The organism is Streptomyces viridifaciens (genome assembly GCF_001888885.2).
In the GTDB taxonomy this organism is placed as follows: Bacteria; Actinomycetota; Actinomycetes; order Streptomycetales; family Streptomycetaceae; genus Kitasatospora; species Kitasatospora aureofaciens.
The window spans coordinates 1,200,004-1,217,475 of the sequence record NZ_CP090840.1; the positions used below are offsets into that span (position 1 = coordinate 1,200,004).

At 74.5% G+C, this 17,472-nt stretch carries 10 protein-coding genes; 3 read left to right on the forward strand and 7 right to left on the reverse strand.

Translation table 11 applies throughout. From position 1 onward, the window contains the following. Window positions 1–3 precede the first annotated feature (3 nt). From BOQ63_RS04985 to BOQ63_RS05015, 7 genes are all read right to left on the reverse strand, one after another. The gene (locus tag BOQ63_RS04985; RefSeq protein ID WP_454130613.1) at window positions 4–5,286 is read right to left on the reverse strand and encodes a type I polyketide synthase; all 5,283 of its coding nucleotides are present in this window, start codon (window positions 5,284–5,286) and stop codon (window positions 4–6) included. Window positions 5,287–5,319: 33 nt separating this feature from the next. Further along, entirely contained in the window at window positions 5,320–7,575 is a 2,256-nt protein-coding gene (pabB, locus tag BOQ63_RS04990) for an aminodeoxychorismate synthase component I (RefSeq protein WP_454130614.1), read from the reverse strand. A 56-nt stretch (window positions 7,576–7,631) separates the two neighbouring features. After that, on the reverse strand, window positions 7,632–8,381 hold the full coding sequence (locus BOQ63_RS04995) for a thioesterase II family protein (RefSeq protein ID WP_030557706.1): 750 nt from the start codon (window positions 8,379–8,381) through the stop codon (window positions 7,632–7,634). A 26-nt stretch (window positions 8,382–8,407) separates the two neighbouring features. Next, window positions 8,408–8,602 carry a ferredoxin gene (locus BOQ63_RS05000; protein ID WP_030557707.1) on the reverse strand — a complete coding sequence of 65 codons (195 nt, stop codon included), beginning with the start codon at window positions 8,600–8,602 and terminating at the stop codon, window positions 8,408–8,410. Between the two features lie 86 nt (window positions 8,603–8,688). Next, window positions 8,689–9,867, reverse strand: a complete 1,179-nt coding sequence (locus BOQ63_RS05005; RefSeq protein ID WP_030557708.1) for a cytochrome P450 — start codon at window positions 9,865–9,867, stop codon at window positions 8,689–8,691. 66 nt (window positions 9,868–9,933) lie between these two features. After that, complete coding sequence (locus tag BOQ63_RS05010) at window positions 9,934–10,992, reverse strand: DegT/DnrJ/EryC1/StrS family aminotransferase (protein WP_072653511.1); 1,059 nt, start codon at window positions 10,990–10,992, stop codon at window positions 9,934–9,936. Between the two features lie 88 nt (window positions 10,993–11,080). Next, a complete protein-coding gene (locus tag BOQ63_RS05015) occupies window positions 11,081–12,484 on the reverse strand; it encodes a glycosyltransferase (protein ID WP_454130615.1) in 1,404 nt (467 codons plus the stop codon). A gap of 809 nt (window positions 12,485–13,293) precedes the next feature. Here BOQ63_RS05015 and BOQ63_RS05020 point away from each other — a divergent pair. From BOQ63_RS05020 to BOQ63_RS05030, 3 genes are all read left to right on the forward strand, one after another. After that, window positions 13,294–13,989, forward strand: coding sequence for a LuxR C-terminal-related transcriptional regulator (locus tag BOQ63_RS05020; RefSeq protein WP_370863306.1), 696 nt, complete (start codon window positions 13,294–13,296; stop codon window positions 13,987–13,989). Between the two features lie 378 nt (window positions 13,990–14,367). Beyond that, a complete protein-coding gene (locus BOQ63_RS05025) occupies window positions 14,368–15,678 on the forward strand; it encodes a carboxylate-amine ligase (RefSeq protein ID WP_072653512.1) in 1,311 nt (436 codons plus the stop codon). A gap of 6 nt (window positions 15,679–15,684) precedes the next feature. Then, entirely contained in the window at window positions 15,685–17,469 is a 1,785-nt protein-coding gene (locus BOQ63_RS05030) for an N-acetylglutaminylglutamine amidotransferase (protein ID WP_072653513.1), read from the forward strand. Window positions 17,470–17,472 lie beyond the last annotated feature (3 nt).

Sequence of the window (17,472 nt, forward strand, 5' to 3'; positions counted from 1 at the left end):
GTGTCAGTCGAGGGCGTCCATGAGGCGGAACAGCTCGTCGTCGGTGGCCGTGCCGAGGTCGGTGCCGAGGCCCGTACCGGCGCCGGAGCCGGAGCCGGCGTCCGGGCGCGCGGCCCCGCCGGCCGCCGCGCCGCGGCGGGCGAGCTCGCGCAGCCGGGTGGCGTCGGCCGGTTCGAGGGTCGCGCCGCTGGTGAGCAACTCGGCCAGCAGATCCACCAGTTCACCCGTGGTGTGCGGCCGCCCGGGGCCTCCGTCGAGGTGGGCTCCGACGGCGCGGACCACGGCGTCCGGGGACGGGTGGTCGAAGACCAGGGTGGCCGGGAGCACGGTGCCGGTGGCCGCGGCGATCCGCTCGCGCAGTTCGATCGCCTTGACGGAGGTGACGCCGAGGGCGGCGAAGGGCTGAGCGGGGTCCAGTTCGGCGGGGGACCGGCCGAGCACGCCCGCGGTCTCGGCGAGGACGAGCCGGCGCAGCACGGCGTCGCGCTCGGCCGGGCCGCCCGCCGCCAGCCGGCCGGGGAGCGCGGCCGACGGACCGTCCGGCGCGGGCACCACGACGGGCAGCGCCGACGGCGAGGGCGCTGCGGCCGCCAGCCAGTACGTCTGCCGCTGGAACGGGTACGTCGGCAGCGGCACCGGCCGGGCGCCGGGCAGCACGGCGTCCCAGTCCACCGGAACGCCGTGCAGGTGGAGCCGGCCGACGGCGGCCAGCAGCGAGCGGGTCTCGTCGGCCTGGTCCGCCGGCGCGGTCGTCAGTACGGCGGCGCCCGCGTCCCCGGTCGACCGCCCCGCGCCCCCGGCGGCCAGGCACTCGCCGACCATCGGCGCCAGCGCGGCGCCCGCGGCGAGTTCGAGGTAGGCGTCGACACGTTCGGTGCGCAGCCGTTCGACGGCGTCCCGGAACCGGACGGGTCGGCGGGCCTGGCTGACCCAGTGGCCGGGATCCAGGGCCTGCTCCCGGGTCAGCGGCTGTCCGGTGACCCCGGAGACCAGCGGCACGGCGGGAGCGGCGAAGGCCAATCCCTCGACCACGGCCCGGAACTCGGCCAGCATCGGTTCCAGCAGCGCGGAGTGGAAGGCGTGCGACACGCGCAGCCGGGTGGTCCTCCGGTCGGCGAACCGGGCCTCGATCGCCGCGACCGCGTCCTCGGTGCCCGAGACGACCACCGAGGACGGCCCGTTCACCGCCGCGAGCGAGACCGACTCGCCGAGCAGCGGCCGGACTTCGTCCTCGGTGGCCCGGACGGCGAGCATCGCGCCGCCGGCCGGGAGGGCCTGCATCAGCCGCCCGCGCACGGCGACCAGCGCGCAGGCGTCCGGCAGCGACAGCACCCCGGCCACGTGCGCGGCGGCGATCTCGCCGACCGAGTGCCCGGCCAGCAGGTCGGGCCGGACGCCCCAGGAGTCCAGCAGCCGGTACAGCGCGACCTCGTGGGCGAACAGCGCGGGCTGGGCGAACTCCGTGCGGTCGAGCGCCTCCGGCTCCTCCCACAGCACCGGGCGCAGCGGCCGGGCCAGCAGCGGGTCGAGCAGGGCGCACACCTCGTCCAGCGCGGCCGCGAACCGGGGGTGGTCGGCCGACAGCTGCCGCCCCATGCCGGGCCGCTGGCTGCCCTGGCCGGCGAACACGAAGGCGAGCCGACCGCCGCCGTCCCGCCGGCCCGTCGCCGGTGCCACCGGACCGGGCTCGGCGGCGGCGAACCTCTCCAGTGCGTCGACGAGTTCGGACCGGTCGGCGCCGACCAGCAGGGCCCGGTCCCGGTGCACGGCACGGGTGGTGGCCAGCGCGTGGGCGAGGTCCGGCAGGGCGAGCCCGGGGTGGGCGGCGAGGTGCGCGGCCAGCCGCCCGGCCTGCTCCCGCAGGGCCCGCTCGCCGCGTGCGGAGAGCGTCAACGGCACCGGTCGGCTCGCGGAGTCCGGTTCGGCCCGGTCGTCGGACGCGGCCGGCACCGGGCCGCCGTCGGCCGCCGGCCCGGTGCGGTCCGGCCCGGGCGGCGCCTCCTCCAGCACCACGTGGGCGTTGGTCCCGCTGATCCCGAACGAGGACACCCCGGCCCGCCGCACCCGGCCGGCCTCCCGGGGCCAGGGCCGGTCCTCGGTCAGCAGCCGGACCGCGCCCGAGGACCAGTCCACCCGGGTGGTCGGCTCGGTGACGTGCAGCGTCCTCGGCAGCAGGCCGTGCCGCAGTGCCTGTACCGTCTTGATCACCCCGGTCACCCCGGCCGCGGCCTGGGTGTGCCCGAGGTTGGACTTGACGGACCCCAGCCACAGCGGCCGGTCCGCCGGGCGCGCGCCGTCGTGGACGGCGAGCAGCGCCTGGGCCTCGATCGGGTCGCCCAGGGCCGTCCCGGTGCCGTGCGCCTCGACGGCGTCCAGGTCGCCCGGCCCGAGCCCGGCATCGGCGAGCGCGCGCCGGAGCACCCGTTGCTGCGCGGGGCCGTTGGGTGCGGTGATGCCGTTCGAGGCGCCGTCCTGGTTCACCGCGGAGCCGCGCACCAGGGCGAGCACCGGGTGTCCGTTGCGCCGGGCGTCGCTCAGCCGTTCCAGCACGAGCAGGCCGACGCCCTCGGCCCAGGCGGCGCCGTCCGCGTCGTCCGAGAAGGACTTGCAGCGGCCGTCGGGGGAGAGCCCGCGCAGCCGGGAGAACTCGGTGAACGGGGCCGGGGTGGCCATCACCGCGACGCCGCCGGCCAGCGCGAGCGAGGACTCGCCGGAGCGCAGCGAGCGGCAGGCGAGGTGGAGCGCGACGAGCGAGGAGGAGCACGCGGTGTCGACGGTGAGCGCCGGGCCCTCCAGACCGAAGGAGTACGAGATCCGGCCGGCCAGCGCGCTGCCGGCGGTGCCGATCCCGAGCAGCCCCTCCAGCTCGGCCGGGGCGCCGGCGCCGTAGTCGTGGTACATCGCGCCGGTGAACACCCCGGTGCGGCTGCCGCGCAGTCCGGTCGGGTCGATGCCGGCGTGCTCCAGCGCCTCCCAGGCCGTCTCCAGCAGCAGCCGCTGCTGAGGATCGGCGGCGACCGCCTCGCGCGGGGAGAAGCCGAAGAAGGGGGCGTCGAACCGTCCGGCGCCGTCCAGGAATCCGCCCCGGCGGACGTAGGAGGTGCCGGGGTGCTCCGGGTCGTCGTGGAACAGGCCGTCGAGGTCCCAGCCGCGGTCGGCGGGGAACGCCGAGTCGGTGTGGGCGCCCTCGGCGAGGAGCGCCCACAGGTCGTCCGGGGAGGCGATGCCGCCGGGCAGCCGGCAGGCCATCCCGACGATCGCCACCGGCTCCTCGGAGGCCGCCCAGGGCTCCTCCTCCGCCCGCTCGGGGGCGGAGCCCGAGAGCAGCAGGGCGACGGCTGCCGGAGTGGGGTGGTCGAAGCCCAGGCTGACCGGCAGCGCCCGGCCGGTGGCCTCCACCAGCAGGTTGCGCAGCCGGATGGTGCGCACGGAGTCGAGTCCGTACGCGCGGAACGCGGTGTCCGGGCCGATCGGCGGGTCCGCCGGTCCACGGCCCGTCACCTCGGCGGCGAAGCCGCGGACGAGGTCGAGTGCCGCACCGTAGCCGAGCGGCGGCGCGCCCTCCGGCACGGCCCCGGCGGACGGCCGCGCCCCGGGCCCGGGCGCCCCGGAGCCGGGCGCCACGGGTTCCTCCGGCGCCACCAGCTGCTCCAGCCCGCGCCGGTGGACCTTCCCGGCCGGGGTGCGCGGCAGCTCGTCGACGGTCACCAGCTCCAGCGGGATCTTGTAGTCGGCGACCCCGCGCCCCTGCAGGTAGGCGGTCACGGCCCGCAGGCCGATCCCCGGGGCGGCCCGCCGGGTGAGCACCAGGCAGGGGATCTCGCCGAGCCGTTCGTCCGGCCGGGCGACGACGGCCAGCGGACCGATGCCCGGCAGGGCGGCCAGCAGCTCCTGGACCTCGGTGGCGTCGAACTTCCGGCCGCCCACGTTGATCAGCTCCGCCGACCGGCCGTGGAAGGAGAGCCGGCCGTCCGGGCCGAGGCTCGCCCGGTCGCCGGTGCGCAGCCAGCCGTCCGCCGTGATCGCGGCGCGGGTCAGCTCGGGCTCCCGGTGGTAGCCGCGGAACATGCTCGGGCTGTGGTACTGCAGTTCACCGGCCTCGCCGGCCGGCAGTTCCGAGCCGTCCTCGCCGACGACCCGGAGCCGCGCGCCGGGGGTCGGCCGGCCGACCCCGCGCGCCGTGGCCGGGTCGCCCGGCGCGGTGCGGGTGCCGGTGCCCAGTTCGGACATGCCCCAGACCACCACCAGCTCGCCGCCGAGCGCCGACCGGACGTCGGCGGCCAGCGCGGCCGGGATCGCCGCCCCGGCGGTGCGCACCTGCTGCGGCCGGAAGCCGGCCGGCCGCCCACCGCGGGCCAGCGCGGCGACGACGTCGTACAGCTGCGCCGGGACGGCGAAGACCGCGCTCGGCGCGGTGCGCCGGGCCAGGGCGAGAAAGCGCTCGGGGTCCCAGGAGCGCAGCAGCACCTGCCGGCAGGCCCGGAACAGCGCGGTGTGCAGCGACTGCAGGCCGAACAGGTGGGTGAGCGGACAGGCCGTCAGGATCGCCCCGGCGAAGGCCTCACCGCCCTCCTCGGCGACGGGGGCGGTGTTGGAGAGCAGCCCGTCGTGGCTGTGCAGGCAGATCTTGGGCCGGGCCGAGGTGGTGCCGGAGGAGGGCAGCACGACCAGTGGCTGGTCCGGCCGGACCTCGACCGGGTGCGGCTCCCGCCCGGCCCGTTCGGCCATCGCCCGGGCCAGCGAGCGCACCCCGGGCGGCAGCGCCGCCGGGCGCCCCGCCACCTCTCCCGCGCGGTCCGCCGTGCCCGTTCCCGCTCGGTCCTCCGCGACGTCCCCCGCGACCAGCACCGCCCGCAGCGAGGGTACGGCGGCCGCCAGCGCCTCGGCGGTGTCCGCGGCCTCCGGCGCGAGCAGGACGGCGGTCGGGTCCACCCGGCCCAGCAGCGCCCGTACGTCGGCGGCCCCGTAGCCGGCGTGCACCGGCAGCATGACCGCGCCGATCGTGGCCACGGCCAGGTGCGCGGTCGGGTACTCCCAGCAGTTGGGCAGCTGGACCGCGACCACGTCGCCCGGGCCGGTGCCCAGGTCCTGGAGCGCCCGGGCCAGCGCGGCGACCTCGGAACGCCACTGACGCCACGTCAGTTCGCGTTCGCCGTCCACCAGCGCGACGGCGTCGGGAGCGCGCCGTACGGCCGCGGCGAAGACCCCGGGCAGGGTGTGCCCGCCCAGGGCCCCGGGAGCCCCGGCAGCCGGATCGATCGCGTAGTCATCGCTGTGGACGGACACCTTCACTCCCGGGTTCGGTGGCGGCTGCGCCTGTCATCCTCGGCCGGTCGCCGCCGGGAAAGCCCTAGAGCCTTCCTGGGCAGCGGCAGCGGCAGCGGCCGCGGAGTCGGCGTCGGAGCCGGGCCAGGCCCCCGTCGCCGCCTCGGAGCGGGCGGACCCGGCGGACCCGGACACGGCGCCGTGCTGCGCCCGCGGGGACGTGGCCGGCTGCTCCCCGGGGAACGGGGCGCCCAGCAGCGACAGCAGCGGCCGGGCCTTCACCACCGTCTCCTCGAACTCGGCCTCGGCGTCGGACAGCGCGATGATCGCGCCGCCGACCCCGTAGCGCAGTCGCCCGCCGCTCAGCACGACGGTGCGGATCACGATGCTCAGGTCGGCGGCACCGGTCAGCGAGACGTAGCCGATCGCGCCGGAGTAGATCCCGCGCGGGCCGTTCTCCAGCCGGTCGATGATCTGCATGGTGCGGATCTTCGGGGTGCCGGTCATGGAGCCGCCGGGGAAAGCGGCGCGGATCCCGTCGACCGCGCTGCGCCCGGAGCGCAGCCGGGCCCGGACGGTGCTGACCAACTGGTGGACGGTGGCGTAGGTCTCGACGTCGAACAGCGGCTCGGCGACCACGGATCCGGTCTCGGCACAGCTGCCGAGGTCGTGCCGGACCAGGTCGACCACCATCAGGTTCTCGGCGCGGTCCTTCTCGCTGGCCGCCAGGTCGACGATCAGCACGGCGTCCTCGCCCACGGTGGCGCCGCGCGGCCGGGTGCCCTTGATCGGCTTGGACTCCATCGTCCCGTCGGGGCCGATCCGCAGGAAGCGTTCGGGGGACGAGCTGAGCACGGACAGCCCGTCGAAGTCGAGGAAGGCGGCGAAGGGGGCGGGGCTGATCCTGCGCAGGGACCGGTAGGCCTGCCAGGGGTCGAGGGCGGCGGGGCCGTCGATCATGTTGGTGAGGCAGACCTCGTAGGTCTCGCCCGCGCTGATCTGGTCCTGGCAGGCGTCGATGAGGTCGAGGTAGGCGCGGCGGCGGTGGCGCAGCCGCAGCGGGGCGGCCTCGCCGGGGCGGACCGGGGCCGGGTCGGCGAGGACGGGTGCGGGCCCGGCCAGGGTGGCGGCGGTCGCGGCCAGCCAGGTGTCGGCCGGTCCCGTGCGGCCGTCCTCGGCGAGGGCGAGCAGGTGGACGGTGCCGGTGTCGTGGTCGAGCACCACCGCCCGGTCGGCGAACACCATGACCGCGTCCGGGTCGGGCGAGCGGTGGGCGCGGTCGCCGCCGCACTCGGCCTTGAGCTCGTAGCCCAGGCAGCCCACCCAGCCCAGCGCGAAGTGGAAGGGCAGCTCGGGCAGTTCGGTACGCAGCGTGCGCAGGTCCGCGTCGAGCCAGTCCAGGAAGGCGCCGTGCACCACCTCGGCGGTGTCCCCGGAGCGCACCGTCACGGTGCCGCGGGAGACGTCGGCGGTGGCCACCCGGGCGAGCGGGCCGGAGGCGTCGCCCAGCACGGAGATCCGGCCGAGCCGGCCGCCGGGGAGGCTGCTGTCGAGCCAGTACGGGTGGCTTCCGGTGCGGAAGAGCCGGTCGAAGACGGTCTCCGCGTCCCACCGGGTGTCGACCGTGCGGCTCAGCACGGTCAGCCGCCGGGTGGCCGGTGCGGCCGGGGCGTCCGCCGGCACGCGGCGCGCGGCGGGGACGTGCCGGGGGCCGGGCCGGTGCGTCCGGTTGAACTCCTCGGCGAGGTCCCGGAAGTTCGCGAGCAGGTGGTGCCCGGCCTCGGTGCCGATCGACTCGGGGTGGAACTGCACGCCCCACAGCGGGAGTTCGTGGTGCTGGAGGGCCATCACCACTCCGTCGTCGGTGGCCCAGGCGATCGGCTCCAGTCCGGGGGCGAGCGCGGTGACGGCCAGTGAGTGGTAGCGGACGACCTCCAGCGGGTTGGGCAGCCGGCGGAAGAGGCCGGTGCCGGTGTGCCGCACGGCGGAGGTCCGGCCGTGCCGGGGCGCGGGCGCCCGGCCGACGGAGGCGCCGTGGGCCAGGGCCAGGCCCTGGTGCCCGAGGCAGACGCCGAGCACCGGCAGGCGTCCCTCGCGGGCGATCTCCGCGCAGTGGCCGAAGTCGGCGGGGTTGTGCGGGGTGCCGGGGCCGGGGGAGAGGACGACGGCGTCGAAGCCGTCGAGCAGTCCGGGCCGCCAGGACGGGTCGTCGTTGCGGATCACCTCCGGCTCCCTGCCGTTGACCTCGGCGAGGTAGTGGAAGAGGTTGTAGGTGAAGGAGTCGTAGTTGTCGACCAGGAGAGTGCGCATCAGGGATCCTTGTCCTGCCGGTGCCGCCTGCGGGGCGTGGGTCGGCGGGCGGTTGGTCAGCGGAGCTCGGCGAGCTCGGTGGTGATCTCCCGCAGGACCGCCGCCTGCTGCTCGGCGAGGAAGAAGTGGCCGCCGGGGAGCACCCGGAGGCGGAAGCCGCCGTTGGTGTGCTCCTGCCAGGCCTCGGCCTCGGCGACGGTGGTGCGCGGGTCGGCGTCGCCGGTGAGGGCGGTGATCGGGCACCGCAGCACCCGGCCGGGCTCGCAGGTGTAGCGTTCGACGGCGCGGTAGTCGGCGCGGATCGCGGGCATCGACATCCGCAGGATCTCCTCGTTCTCCAGGGCCCGGGTGTTGGTGCCGTCGAGCAGTCGGAGTTCGGCCAGGACGCCCGCGTCGTCGCGCTGGTGGACGGTTTCGGCCCGGCGGGTGGAGGGCGCCCGGCGGCCGGAGGCGATGATGCCGCGGGGGGCGGGGCCGCCCTTCTGCTCCAGTCGCCAGGCGGTCTCGAAGGCGAGGACGGCGCCCATGCTGTGGCCGAAGTACAGGGTCGGCCGGTCCTCGAGGGTCAGCAGTTCGTCGGTGATCCGGTCGGCCAGGGCGTCGATGGAGTCGAGGCAGGGTTCGGTGCGGCGGTCCTGGCGGCCGGGGTACTGCAGCGCGATCACCTCGGTGTCGGCGGACAGGGCCGCGGAGACCGGGTGGTAGTAGCTGGCGGAGCCGCCGGCGTGCGGGAAGCAGACGAGGCGTACCGGCCGGCCGGCCGCCGGATGGAAGCGGCGCAGCCACAGGGTGCTGGGACTGGTCATGGGGTCGGTCCTCTCGAGGGCGCGAGTCAGTCCCGGTGGACGGTGATCGCGGCGGACGGGCAGAGCGTGGCGGCCAGGGCGACGGCTTCCGGGTCGGCCGCGGCGGCCGCGGGGTCGTGGACCTCGACCACGCCGTCGTGGTCCTGGTCGAACACCGCGGGGGCGTTCAGCACGCACTGGCCCGCGCCGACGCAGCGGCCGGTGTCGACGGTGATGCGCATGATCGGTTCTCCTGGGGCGTGGTCGGGAGCGTGGGTGGTGGCGTGCCGGGGGCGTGCCCGTCACGGTCCGGCGGCGGCTGCCGCGGTCACCAGCGGACCGGCAGCGCGTGCAGCCCGCACAGCACACCGTCGTACTTGTACGGGAGTTCCTCGGCCGGCACCGCCAGGCGCAGGCCCGGGATGCGTTCGAAGAGCCTGCGGTAGGCGATCTCCATCTCGACCCGGACGAGGTTCTGGCCCAGGCACTGGTGGACGCCGTAGCCGAAGGCCACGTGGTGGCGTTCGGTGCGGGCAGGGTCGAAGGCGTGCGGGCAGGCGAAGGCCCGCTCGTCGTGGTTGGCTGCGGCGACCAGGGCCACGATGCCCTCGCCGGCCCGGACCTGCTGGCCGGCGATCTCGACGTCCTCGACGGCGACCCGCAGCGAGACCAGGTCCGCCACCGAGTGGAAGCGTAGGGTCTCCTCGACCACCCGGGGGTCGCCGATCCACTCCGGGTGGGCGAGCAGCGTCACCACACCGAGCGCGATGTTGTTGGCGGTGGTCTCGTGGCCGGCGATGAGCAGCAGCATCAGCACCCCGGACATCTCCCGGGGGTCGATCGCGCCGGTCGCCAGCAGCCGGCTGATCAGGTCGTCGCCCGGCCACTTCTGCTTGATGGCGACCAGGCGGTTGATGTAGCGCAGCAGTTCGCGCGAGGCGGTGTCGCGCTGCTGGTCGGTGGAGGAGCGGATGGCGACCAGCGTGCGGGTGCGGGACTCGAAGAAGTCCCGGTCCGCCGGGGGGACGCCGAGCAGCGCGGAGATCACCAGGGAGGGGACGGGCAGGGCGAAGTCGGCGACCAGGTCGGCCTCGGTGCCCGCGGCCAGCAGGCCGTCGATGCACCGGTCCACGGTCTGCTCGACCGCAGGCCGCAACTCGCGGACCCGGCGGACGGTGAACTCGGGGATCAGCGCCTTGCGGAAGCGGTCGTGCTCGGGCGAGTCCAGGCCGACGAACCAGCCGGGGATCTGCTCCTGGCGGGGCACGCCCATGGTCTGGCTGATGTTGGGGAATCCCGGGTGGTCGGGGTTGGAGCTGATCCGGCGGTCGGTCAGGACGGCCCGGACGTCCTCGTGCCGGGTGACCAGCCAGACCCGGTTGCCGTTGGGCAGGTGGCACACCACCAGGCCGCGCTCGCCGCGGTAGTCCTGGTAGTGGGGCGGTGGAAAGGCCTCGCCGGGCCGGCGCAGCGGGAAGTCGACCACCCGCGGTCCGGTGCTCGTCATGTCGTCGGGTCTCCCTCGGGGGCGGTGCGGGTCCGGTGGCCCCGTGCGGGGGCCGGGGCGTACGGGTCAGGACGCGCCGTGGAAGGCGCGGACCCGGTCGATGACCCGGTCCTGGTCGGTCGGGGTCAGCGCGGTGTAGGTGGGCAGGTAGAGGCCGTCGGCGGCGAACCGGGTGGCGTTGAGGCCGGGCCAGGCCGGGTCGAGGTAACCGGGCTGGCGGCTCATCGGCTGGAAGAACAGCCGGGTCTCGATGCCTTCGGCGGCGAGGAACTCGCGCAGCTCGGCGCGGCGTTCGGTACGCAGGTCGTACATCCACAGCACGTCCCGGGGCGGCATCAGGGTGAGGCCGGGGACGTCCTTGAGGCCCTGGTCGTAGCGGCGCTCGATCTCCCGGCGGGCCGCGAGGATCTCGTCCAGCCGCTCGGTCTGGGCGAGCGCGACGGCGGCCTGCATGGCCGTCATCCGGAAGTTGTAGGCGAGCTTCTTGTGCAGGAAGCTGTGGTCGGTGGTGAACGCCATGGCCCGCAGGTGGGCCAGTTGACCGGCCAGGCGGGGGTCGTCGGTGAGGCAGATGCCGCCCTCCCCGGCCGTGATGATCTTGTTGGCGAACAGCGAGAAGCAGGCGATGTCGCCGGTCGGGCGGACGCCGTGGGCCTCGGCGGAGTCCTCGACCACCCGCAGGTTGTACTGGTGGGCGAGGTCCATGACCGCGGCCATGTCGCAGCGGCGGCCGTAGACGTGCACCGGCATGATCACCTTGGTGCGCGGGGTGATCCGCTCCTCGATCCGGGCGACGTCGATGTTCAGGTCGTCCGCGCAGTCGACGAAGACCGGGGTGGCGCCGGTGTAGGTGACCGCCCAGGCGGAGGCGATCATGGTGAACTCCGGCACGATCACCTCGTCCCCGGGGCCCACGCCGAGCGCGCGCAGCGCCAGGGTGAGCGCGGCCGTGCCCGAGGAGCAGGCGACGCCGTGGGCGGACCCGTTGTACTCGGCGAAGGCCTCCTCGAAGCGGCGGACGTACGGGCCCTGGGACGAGATCCAGCCGTCGCCGATCGTGCGGGTGACGTACTCCAGTTCCCGCCCGTCGAGGCTGGGGCGGGACACGGGGATGGTGAAGGGCATGGGTCCTCACTCTGGGACGTGACGTGACGTGGCGGGCCCCCGGCGTCGTTCGCGGCCGGGGGCGGGCCGGGGGCGCCGGGCGGGGCGGTCAGGCGAGGGCGGGCAGCCCGAGCAGCAGGTCGGCCGCGGCGGCCCGGCCGCCCGCCGTGCGCTGCGCGCTGCCGATGCTCTCGGCCCGCTCCCGGAAGGAGCGGTCGCCGAGCACCCGGGTGAGCTTGTCCACGACGTCGGCGGGGTCGAAGTCGCGCGGCCGGTCCAGGGTCAGGCTGATCCCGAAGTCCCGCCCGCGCACCGCCTGGTCGTAGCAGTCCACCCAGAGCGGCCGGACCACCAGCGGCTTCCCGAAGTACACGCCCTCGTGGAAGCCGTTGCCGCCGCCGTGGGTGAAGAACACGTCGACCTTGGGGTGGGCGAGCACGTCCAGCTGGGACGGCAGCCAGCTCTCCACCCGGAGGTTGCCGGGCAGTTCGGCGCTCGGCGGAAGCAGGTGCTGCTGCTCGGCGGGCAGCCGCCACAGCACCTGGTGCCGGCCGTCCAGCCGGCGGGCCACCTCCACCAGGTCCCGGACCTGTGGCGCGGTCAGCCGGGTGATGGTGCCGAAGCCCATGTAGACCACGGAGGACTGGGCATCCAGCCAGTCCATCACGCCGCTGCCGTCGTCGGTCGGCGAGGACTCCGGCAGTGGCGGCACCATCGCCCCGACCAGCCGTACCTTCTCGGGCAGTTCGAACGGGTAGTCCAGCTCCGGAACGGAGTTGCAGAGCACCAGCTCCGCGCGGTCGATCCGGGTCATCGGGCTGGGCTTTGGCAGGCCCAGCTCCTTGCGCAGCCGGGCGTCCTCGGAGAGCACCCTGCCCATCGCCGGGTTGAGGAAGAGCGCGAGCGTGCGGAGCTTGAAGAGCCGGTTGCGCAGCCGCTGGCCGGCGGACATCGGGTAGGGCAGGCCCGAGTGCGGGACGGGGAAGTCCTTCGGCGTGTAGGACGGCCCGAACGGGCTGTGCGAGGTCAGCACGTTGCTCGGCAGGAACGGGACGCTCAGCACGAAGGGGATTCCCCGGGCCAGCGCCAGGTCGACGGCGAAGGAGCTGACGCAGTCGATCACCATCAGGGCCGGGTCGCACTTGTCCACCACGGCGGCGAGCCGGCGGAACTTCTCGGCCTGGAGGTCGGGCCGGTAGGACTGGCGGATCACCGCGCGGTGCGCCTTGAACCGCGATTCCTGGGTCACCTGGCGGTACACGTCGTCGCTCCAGCTGACCGCCGACAGCTCGGAGAACACGTCGCCGAGGGAGGCGAACTCCACCGCCGACCGGTCGGCGAGGGCCGTCACCTCGGCGCGCCGCGGTTCGTCCGTGGCGAACCACAGGTCGGGCACGCCCCGCCGGGCCAGCTCACCGGCCAGCACCAGCAGGGGGTTGAGCAGGCCGCTCTCCGGAAGGCTGACAAACAGGATCGGCCGGCGCGCGGCGCTCGGCCGGGGCGGGGTGCTCATCGGACTCCCTCGGGGCGGGGTGGCGGCTGGGTCTGCACCCCACCTTGGTCCCATGCCCGGTTCCGGGAATTCCTTAGTTCTGACCGGGCCCGGCCGGGAGCGGGGGTTGATCATCCGCTTGTGTCCCGTTTTGGGCGGCGGGCGAGGGCGAGGACTCCGGCGCCTGCCACGAGCAATTCCCCCGACGGGTTCATCGGTTCGAACGCAGATGCGACCGCTGGCCGGATCGCCTCCGTTCCGGACCGGGATCGTTCGGTTGCTTGCCCACTTCTTGACGTGTCCCATATATTCTTGCTCAGAACTGGCCGGGTACGCTGATGCCCGGTCAGCCGCTTTAGTGGTTCGCTCTCCGGGGCCGCCTCGGAATATCGGGTCCGTCTGCGCTTCGGAGGTGCAGGAGTACGTGTCGTTCGCAGGGGGAATTCCGGCATCAGTCGTCGGTCCGGCGTCCGGGGGGACGGTGCCGGGAGTCCGGCGGGCGCGCTTCGGGAGATCCGGTGGGCGGCGGTCCCCTGTCGTGAAACCGGTCCGCCGGGGCTGACGACACCTGTACCTGCAGCTCTGAGCTGCGGAGAAACCGACTTCACCGACCATTACCGCCCTGTGGAGGGGCGGCGGTCCGTCCCAGCCCGACCTGTCCCAGGCCGGGGCCCGACCGGTGTCGCGCCTGTCGTGGCCGGCCGGTAACCCGGCCGATTCCTGGATTTCGCGCACAGTTCCATGTGCGGATGCGGGTCACCCGTACGAAGACCCGGGTAGTTCGAACACTTATCCATCCGCACTTTCGCCTCGAAGGGAACGGACTTTCCGTGGTGATTTCTCAGTCTGTCCAGCCGAATTCCGCCCGGACCGTCACACCCGAGCGGGATCAAGTCGGCGGCGCGGCGGCGCGGCACCAGCAGTCGGTCGGTCAGGCCGGCCTGACCATGGCCCAGCTCGACCGGGCCCTCACCATCCGCCAGGCCAACGAGGCCTTCTTCTGGCAGTTCGGCCGCTCCTCGGCCGACCTCTGCGGCCGGACCTTCAGCGAGCTCGTCCACCCGAGCGTCCAGCAGCCGCTGCTGCGCCAGTTCTCCGGGCTGATCGAGGGCCGGCGCGACCGCTTCGCCACCGACGTCATCGCGGTCGGTCCGGGGGACGAGACCTTCACGGTGCCGCTCACCGCCGTCATGGTGCGCGGCGGCCTGCCCGACGAGTCCTCGATCCTGGTCATGATGCCGGACGGTCGTCCGGAGCAGGGCGGGTCCGAGGTGGTGGCGGGCCGGAAGAAGCTGCTGAGCGACGTCGACGCCAGGATCCTCGAGGGCATAGCGGCGGGGATATCCACCGTCCCGCTGGCCGCCCGGCTCTACCTGAGCCGCCAGGGGGTCGAGTACCACGTCACCTGCCTGCTGCGGAAGTTGCGGGTCCCGAACCGCGCCGCGCTGGTCTCCCGGGCGTACTCCATGGGCGTCCTCAAGGTCGGTGTCTGGCCGCCCAAGGTGGTCGAGAGCTTCGTGAAGTAGCCGCGGCTGCCGTCCGCGCAGGCAGGCCGACCGCCCCAGCCCGGAGAGGCTCTTCCGCACACCGGAAACCTCGTCCGGCACCACGGCCGTGTCGTGCGTCGCCCACCGGCGGCCCAGCAGGCCGCGGACGTCCCCCACCGGCGGCGCAGCACCCCGCAGACGCCCCCCACCCGTAGATGCTCCTCCGATTCACCCGGCCCCGCCCCGCGGAAGGCCCGGAGCCGACCGGACGAACACGTCCACGGGCCGGGTCCTGATGCGGTTCCGGGACGGGCGTGGGAGGTTGGGTGTTCGGGGGCGGACGACCGTGCAGGGCGGCCGCCCGAGACGCGGCGCTCCAGTGGACGCCGTGCCGTCGAACCCGTTCGGAGGTGCCCGATGACCGTGCCGATGGGAGTCGAGGAGGAGTTCCACATCGTCGATGTGGAGACCCGAATGCTGGCGGCACGGGCTCACGAGGTGCTGGACGGCTTACCGGACCGCGGCTTCACGACCGAGTTCCTCCAGTCGGCCGTCGAGACCAACAGCGGTGTGCACACCTCGCTGGACTCCCTCCACGCCGACCTGGCCCGGTCCCGGCGCACGCTGGTCGACGCGGCCGCCCCGCTGGGCCTGGCCGTGGTCGCAGCCGGCACGGCGCCGCTCGCCCGGATGGGGTCGGTGGACGTCACTTCGGACCCGCGGTACCTGCGCATGGCCGAGGAGTACCGCACCGTGGCCGACGAGCAGCTGATCTGCGGCGTGCAGTTCCACGTGGACGTGCCCGACCGCGACACGGCCGTCCGCGCGATGTGCCTCGTCTCGCCCTGGCTGCCGACCCTGCTGGCGCTGTCCGCCAGCTCACCCTTCTGCCTCGGCGCGGACACGGGCTACGCCAGTTGGCGCACCATGCTGTGGCAGCGCTGGCCCACCAGCGGTCCGGCCGGCTGCTTCGGTTCGGCAGCGGCCTACGACGCGGCCGTGGCCCGGTTGATCCGCTCCGGGGTGATCACCGACGCCGGGATGGTCTACTACGACATCCGGCCCTCCGCGCACCAGCCGACCCTGGAGCTGCGGGTGTGCGACGCCTGCCCCCGGGTGGAAACGGCAGTGATGATCGCGGGGCTGTTCCGCGCGCTGGTGGTCGACGCCTGCGAGACGGTGCGGCGGTTCAGCGGCTGTCCGCACTCCCTCCAGCCCTGGCTGCGCGCCATGACCTGGCGGGCCGCCCGCTCCGGGCTGGACGGCCGACTGGTCGATCCGGTCACCGGCCTGGAGCGGCCTGCCTGCGCCGTGGTCCGGTCGCTGCTGGCGCGGTTGCGGCCGGCCCTGGAGGAGTTCGGCGACTGGGAGACCGTCTCCGCACTGGCCGAGCAGACGCTGGGGCTGGGCGATGTCGCTCACCGGCTCCGGCGGGTCGCCGCCGACGGCGGCTTGACCGCGGCCGTCGACTTCCTGATCGCCCGGACCCGGGCGAACCCGGCCGTGATCGGCCCCCGCGCGCGGATCGACGGCAGGAGCCTGTCCGCGCGCTGCCGGAGGACCCGGGCCGCTCGGCTCGCGGCGCACCGATCCGGCGCACTGCTGCGCCGCACGAGCCGGATCCGCGGCCGGACGGACCGGACGCCGGCCGCGGACGGCCAGTCGTACGCGGGCAACGGCGACCCGACGACCGCCACCGTCCTCCCGGCGCCGCTCGAACGGAGGTGAGGCGGCATGTGCGGGCTGAGCGGAGAGATCCGTTTCGACGGCGGGCGTCCCGACCTGGCCGCCGTGGAGCGCATGACCGACCGGCTGGCGGCCCGCGGGCCCGACGGCCGCGGATTGTGGTCGCAGGGCGCCATGGCGCTCGGCCATCGCCGTCTGAAGATCATCGACCTGTCGGAGCGCGGCGCCCAGCCGATGACCGACCCGGAGAGCGGCCTCACCGTCGTCTTCAACGGCTGCGTCTACAACTACCGGGCGCTGCGGCAGGAGTTGGAGGACCTCGGTCACCGCTTCTTCTCCACCTCCGACACCGAGGTGCTGCTCAAGGCGTACCGGCAGTGGGGCACGGCCTGTGTGCGACGACTGTTCGGCATGTTCGCCTTCGCCGTGGCCGAGGCGGACACCGGTCGGCTGGTGCTCGGCCGCGACCGCCTCGGGATCAAACCCCTCTACCTGGCGCGGCGGCCGGGCCGGCTGCGCTTCGCCTCCTCGCTGCCCGCCCTGCTCGCGGGCGGCGGGGTGGACACCTCCATCGACCCGGCCGCACTGCACCAGTACCTGACCCTGCACGGGACGGTGGCGGCGCCGCGCACCGTGCTCAGCGGCGTCCGCAAGCTTCCGCCCGCCACCGTGCGGGTCGTGGAGCCGGACGGCGGGCAGCACGACGAGTGCTACTGGCAGCCGTCCTACAGCCGTCGGCCGGAGCACGCGGGCATGGACGCCGCCGACTGGCGCGATGCCGTGCTCGACGCCCTGCGCACCGCCGTCCGCCGCCGCACGGTGGCGGACGTACCGATCGGGGTGCTGCTCTCCGGTGGCCTGGACTCCAGCCTGATCGTGGCGCTGCTCGCCGAAGCCGGCCAGGACGACCAGGCCACCTTCAGTGTGGGGTTCGAGGCGGAACGCGGCGAGCAGGGCGACGAGTTCGCCTACTCGGACCTGGTGGCCCGGGAGTTCGCCACCGACCACCACCAGATCATGGTCCCCTCGGACCGGGTGCGGGGGGCGCTGGACCGGGCGGTGGCCGCCATGAGCGAGCCCATGGTCAGCCATGACGTGGTCGCCTTCCACCTGCTGTCGGAAGAGGTCTCCAAACACGTCAGCGTCGTGCAGAGCGGGCAGGGCGCCGACGAGGTGTTCGCCGGATACCGCTGGCACCCCGCCCTGGCGGCCGTGCCGCGCGAACGGGAGCCCGAGACCTTCGCCAAGGTGTTCTTCGACCGGTCGCACGCCGAGCTGGGGCGGATGCTCCAGCCGGAGGTGCTGGTCGACCACGACGCCTCCGGCGAACTGGTGCGGGCGAACATGGCACCCCCAGGGGCGGAGACCGCCCTGGACGCCGCCATCCGGCTGGACACCCACGTGCTGATGGTCGACGATCCGGTCAAGCGGGTCGACAACATGACCATGGACTGGGGGCTGGAGGCACGCGTGCCGTTCCTGGACCACGAACTGGTCGAGCTGGCCGCCGCCTGCCCGCCGCAGTTAAAGCTCGCCCACGGCGGCAAGGGAGTCCTCAAGGACGCCGCCCGCAAGCTCCTGCCCCCCGAGGTCATCGACCGGCCCAAGGGCTACTTCCCGGTGCCGGCGATCCGCCGGATGGCTCCGCCGGTGCTGGGCCGGATCGAGCAGGTCCTGTCGGCCCCCGAGGCCCGGGCCCGGGGGATCTTCCAGGAGGCCTATCTGGCCGGGCTGCTCGCCGCCCCGGACGCCCACCGCACGGCGCGCGGGGCGAACGCGCTGTGGCAGGTGGCCCTGCTGGAGATGTGGCTGCAGTCCCACGGGATCAACTGAACG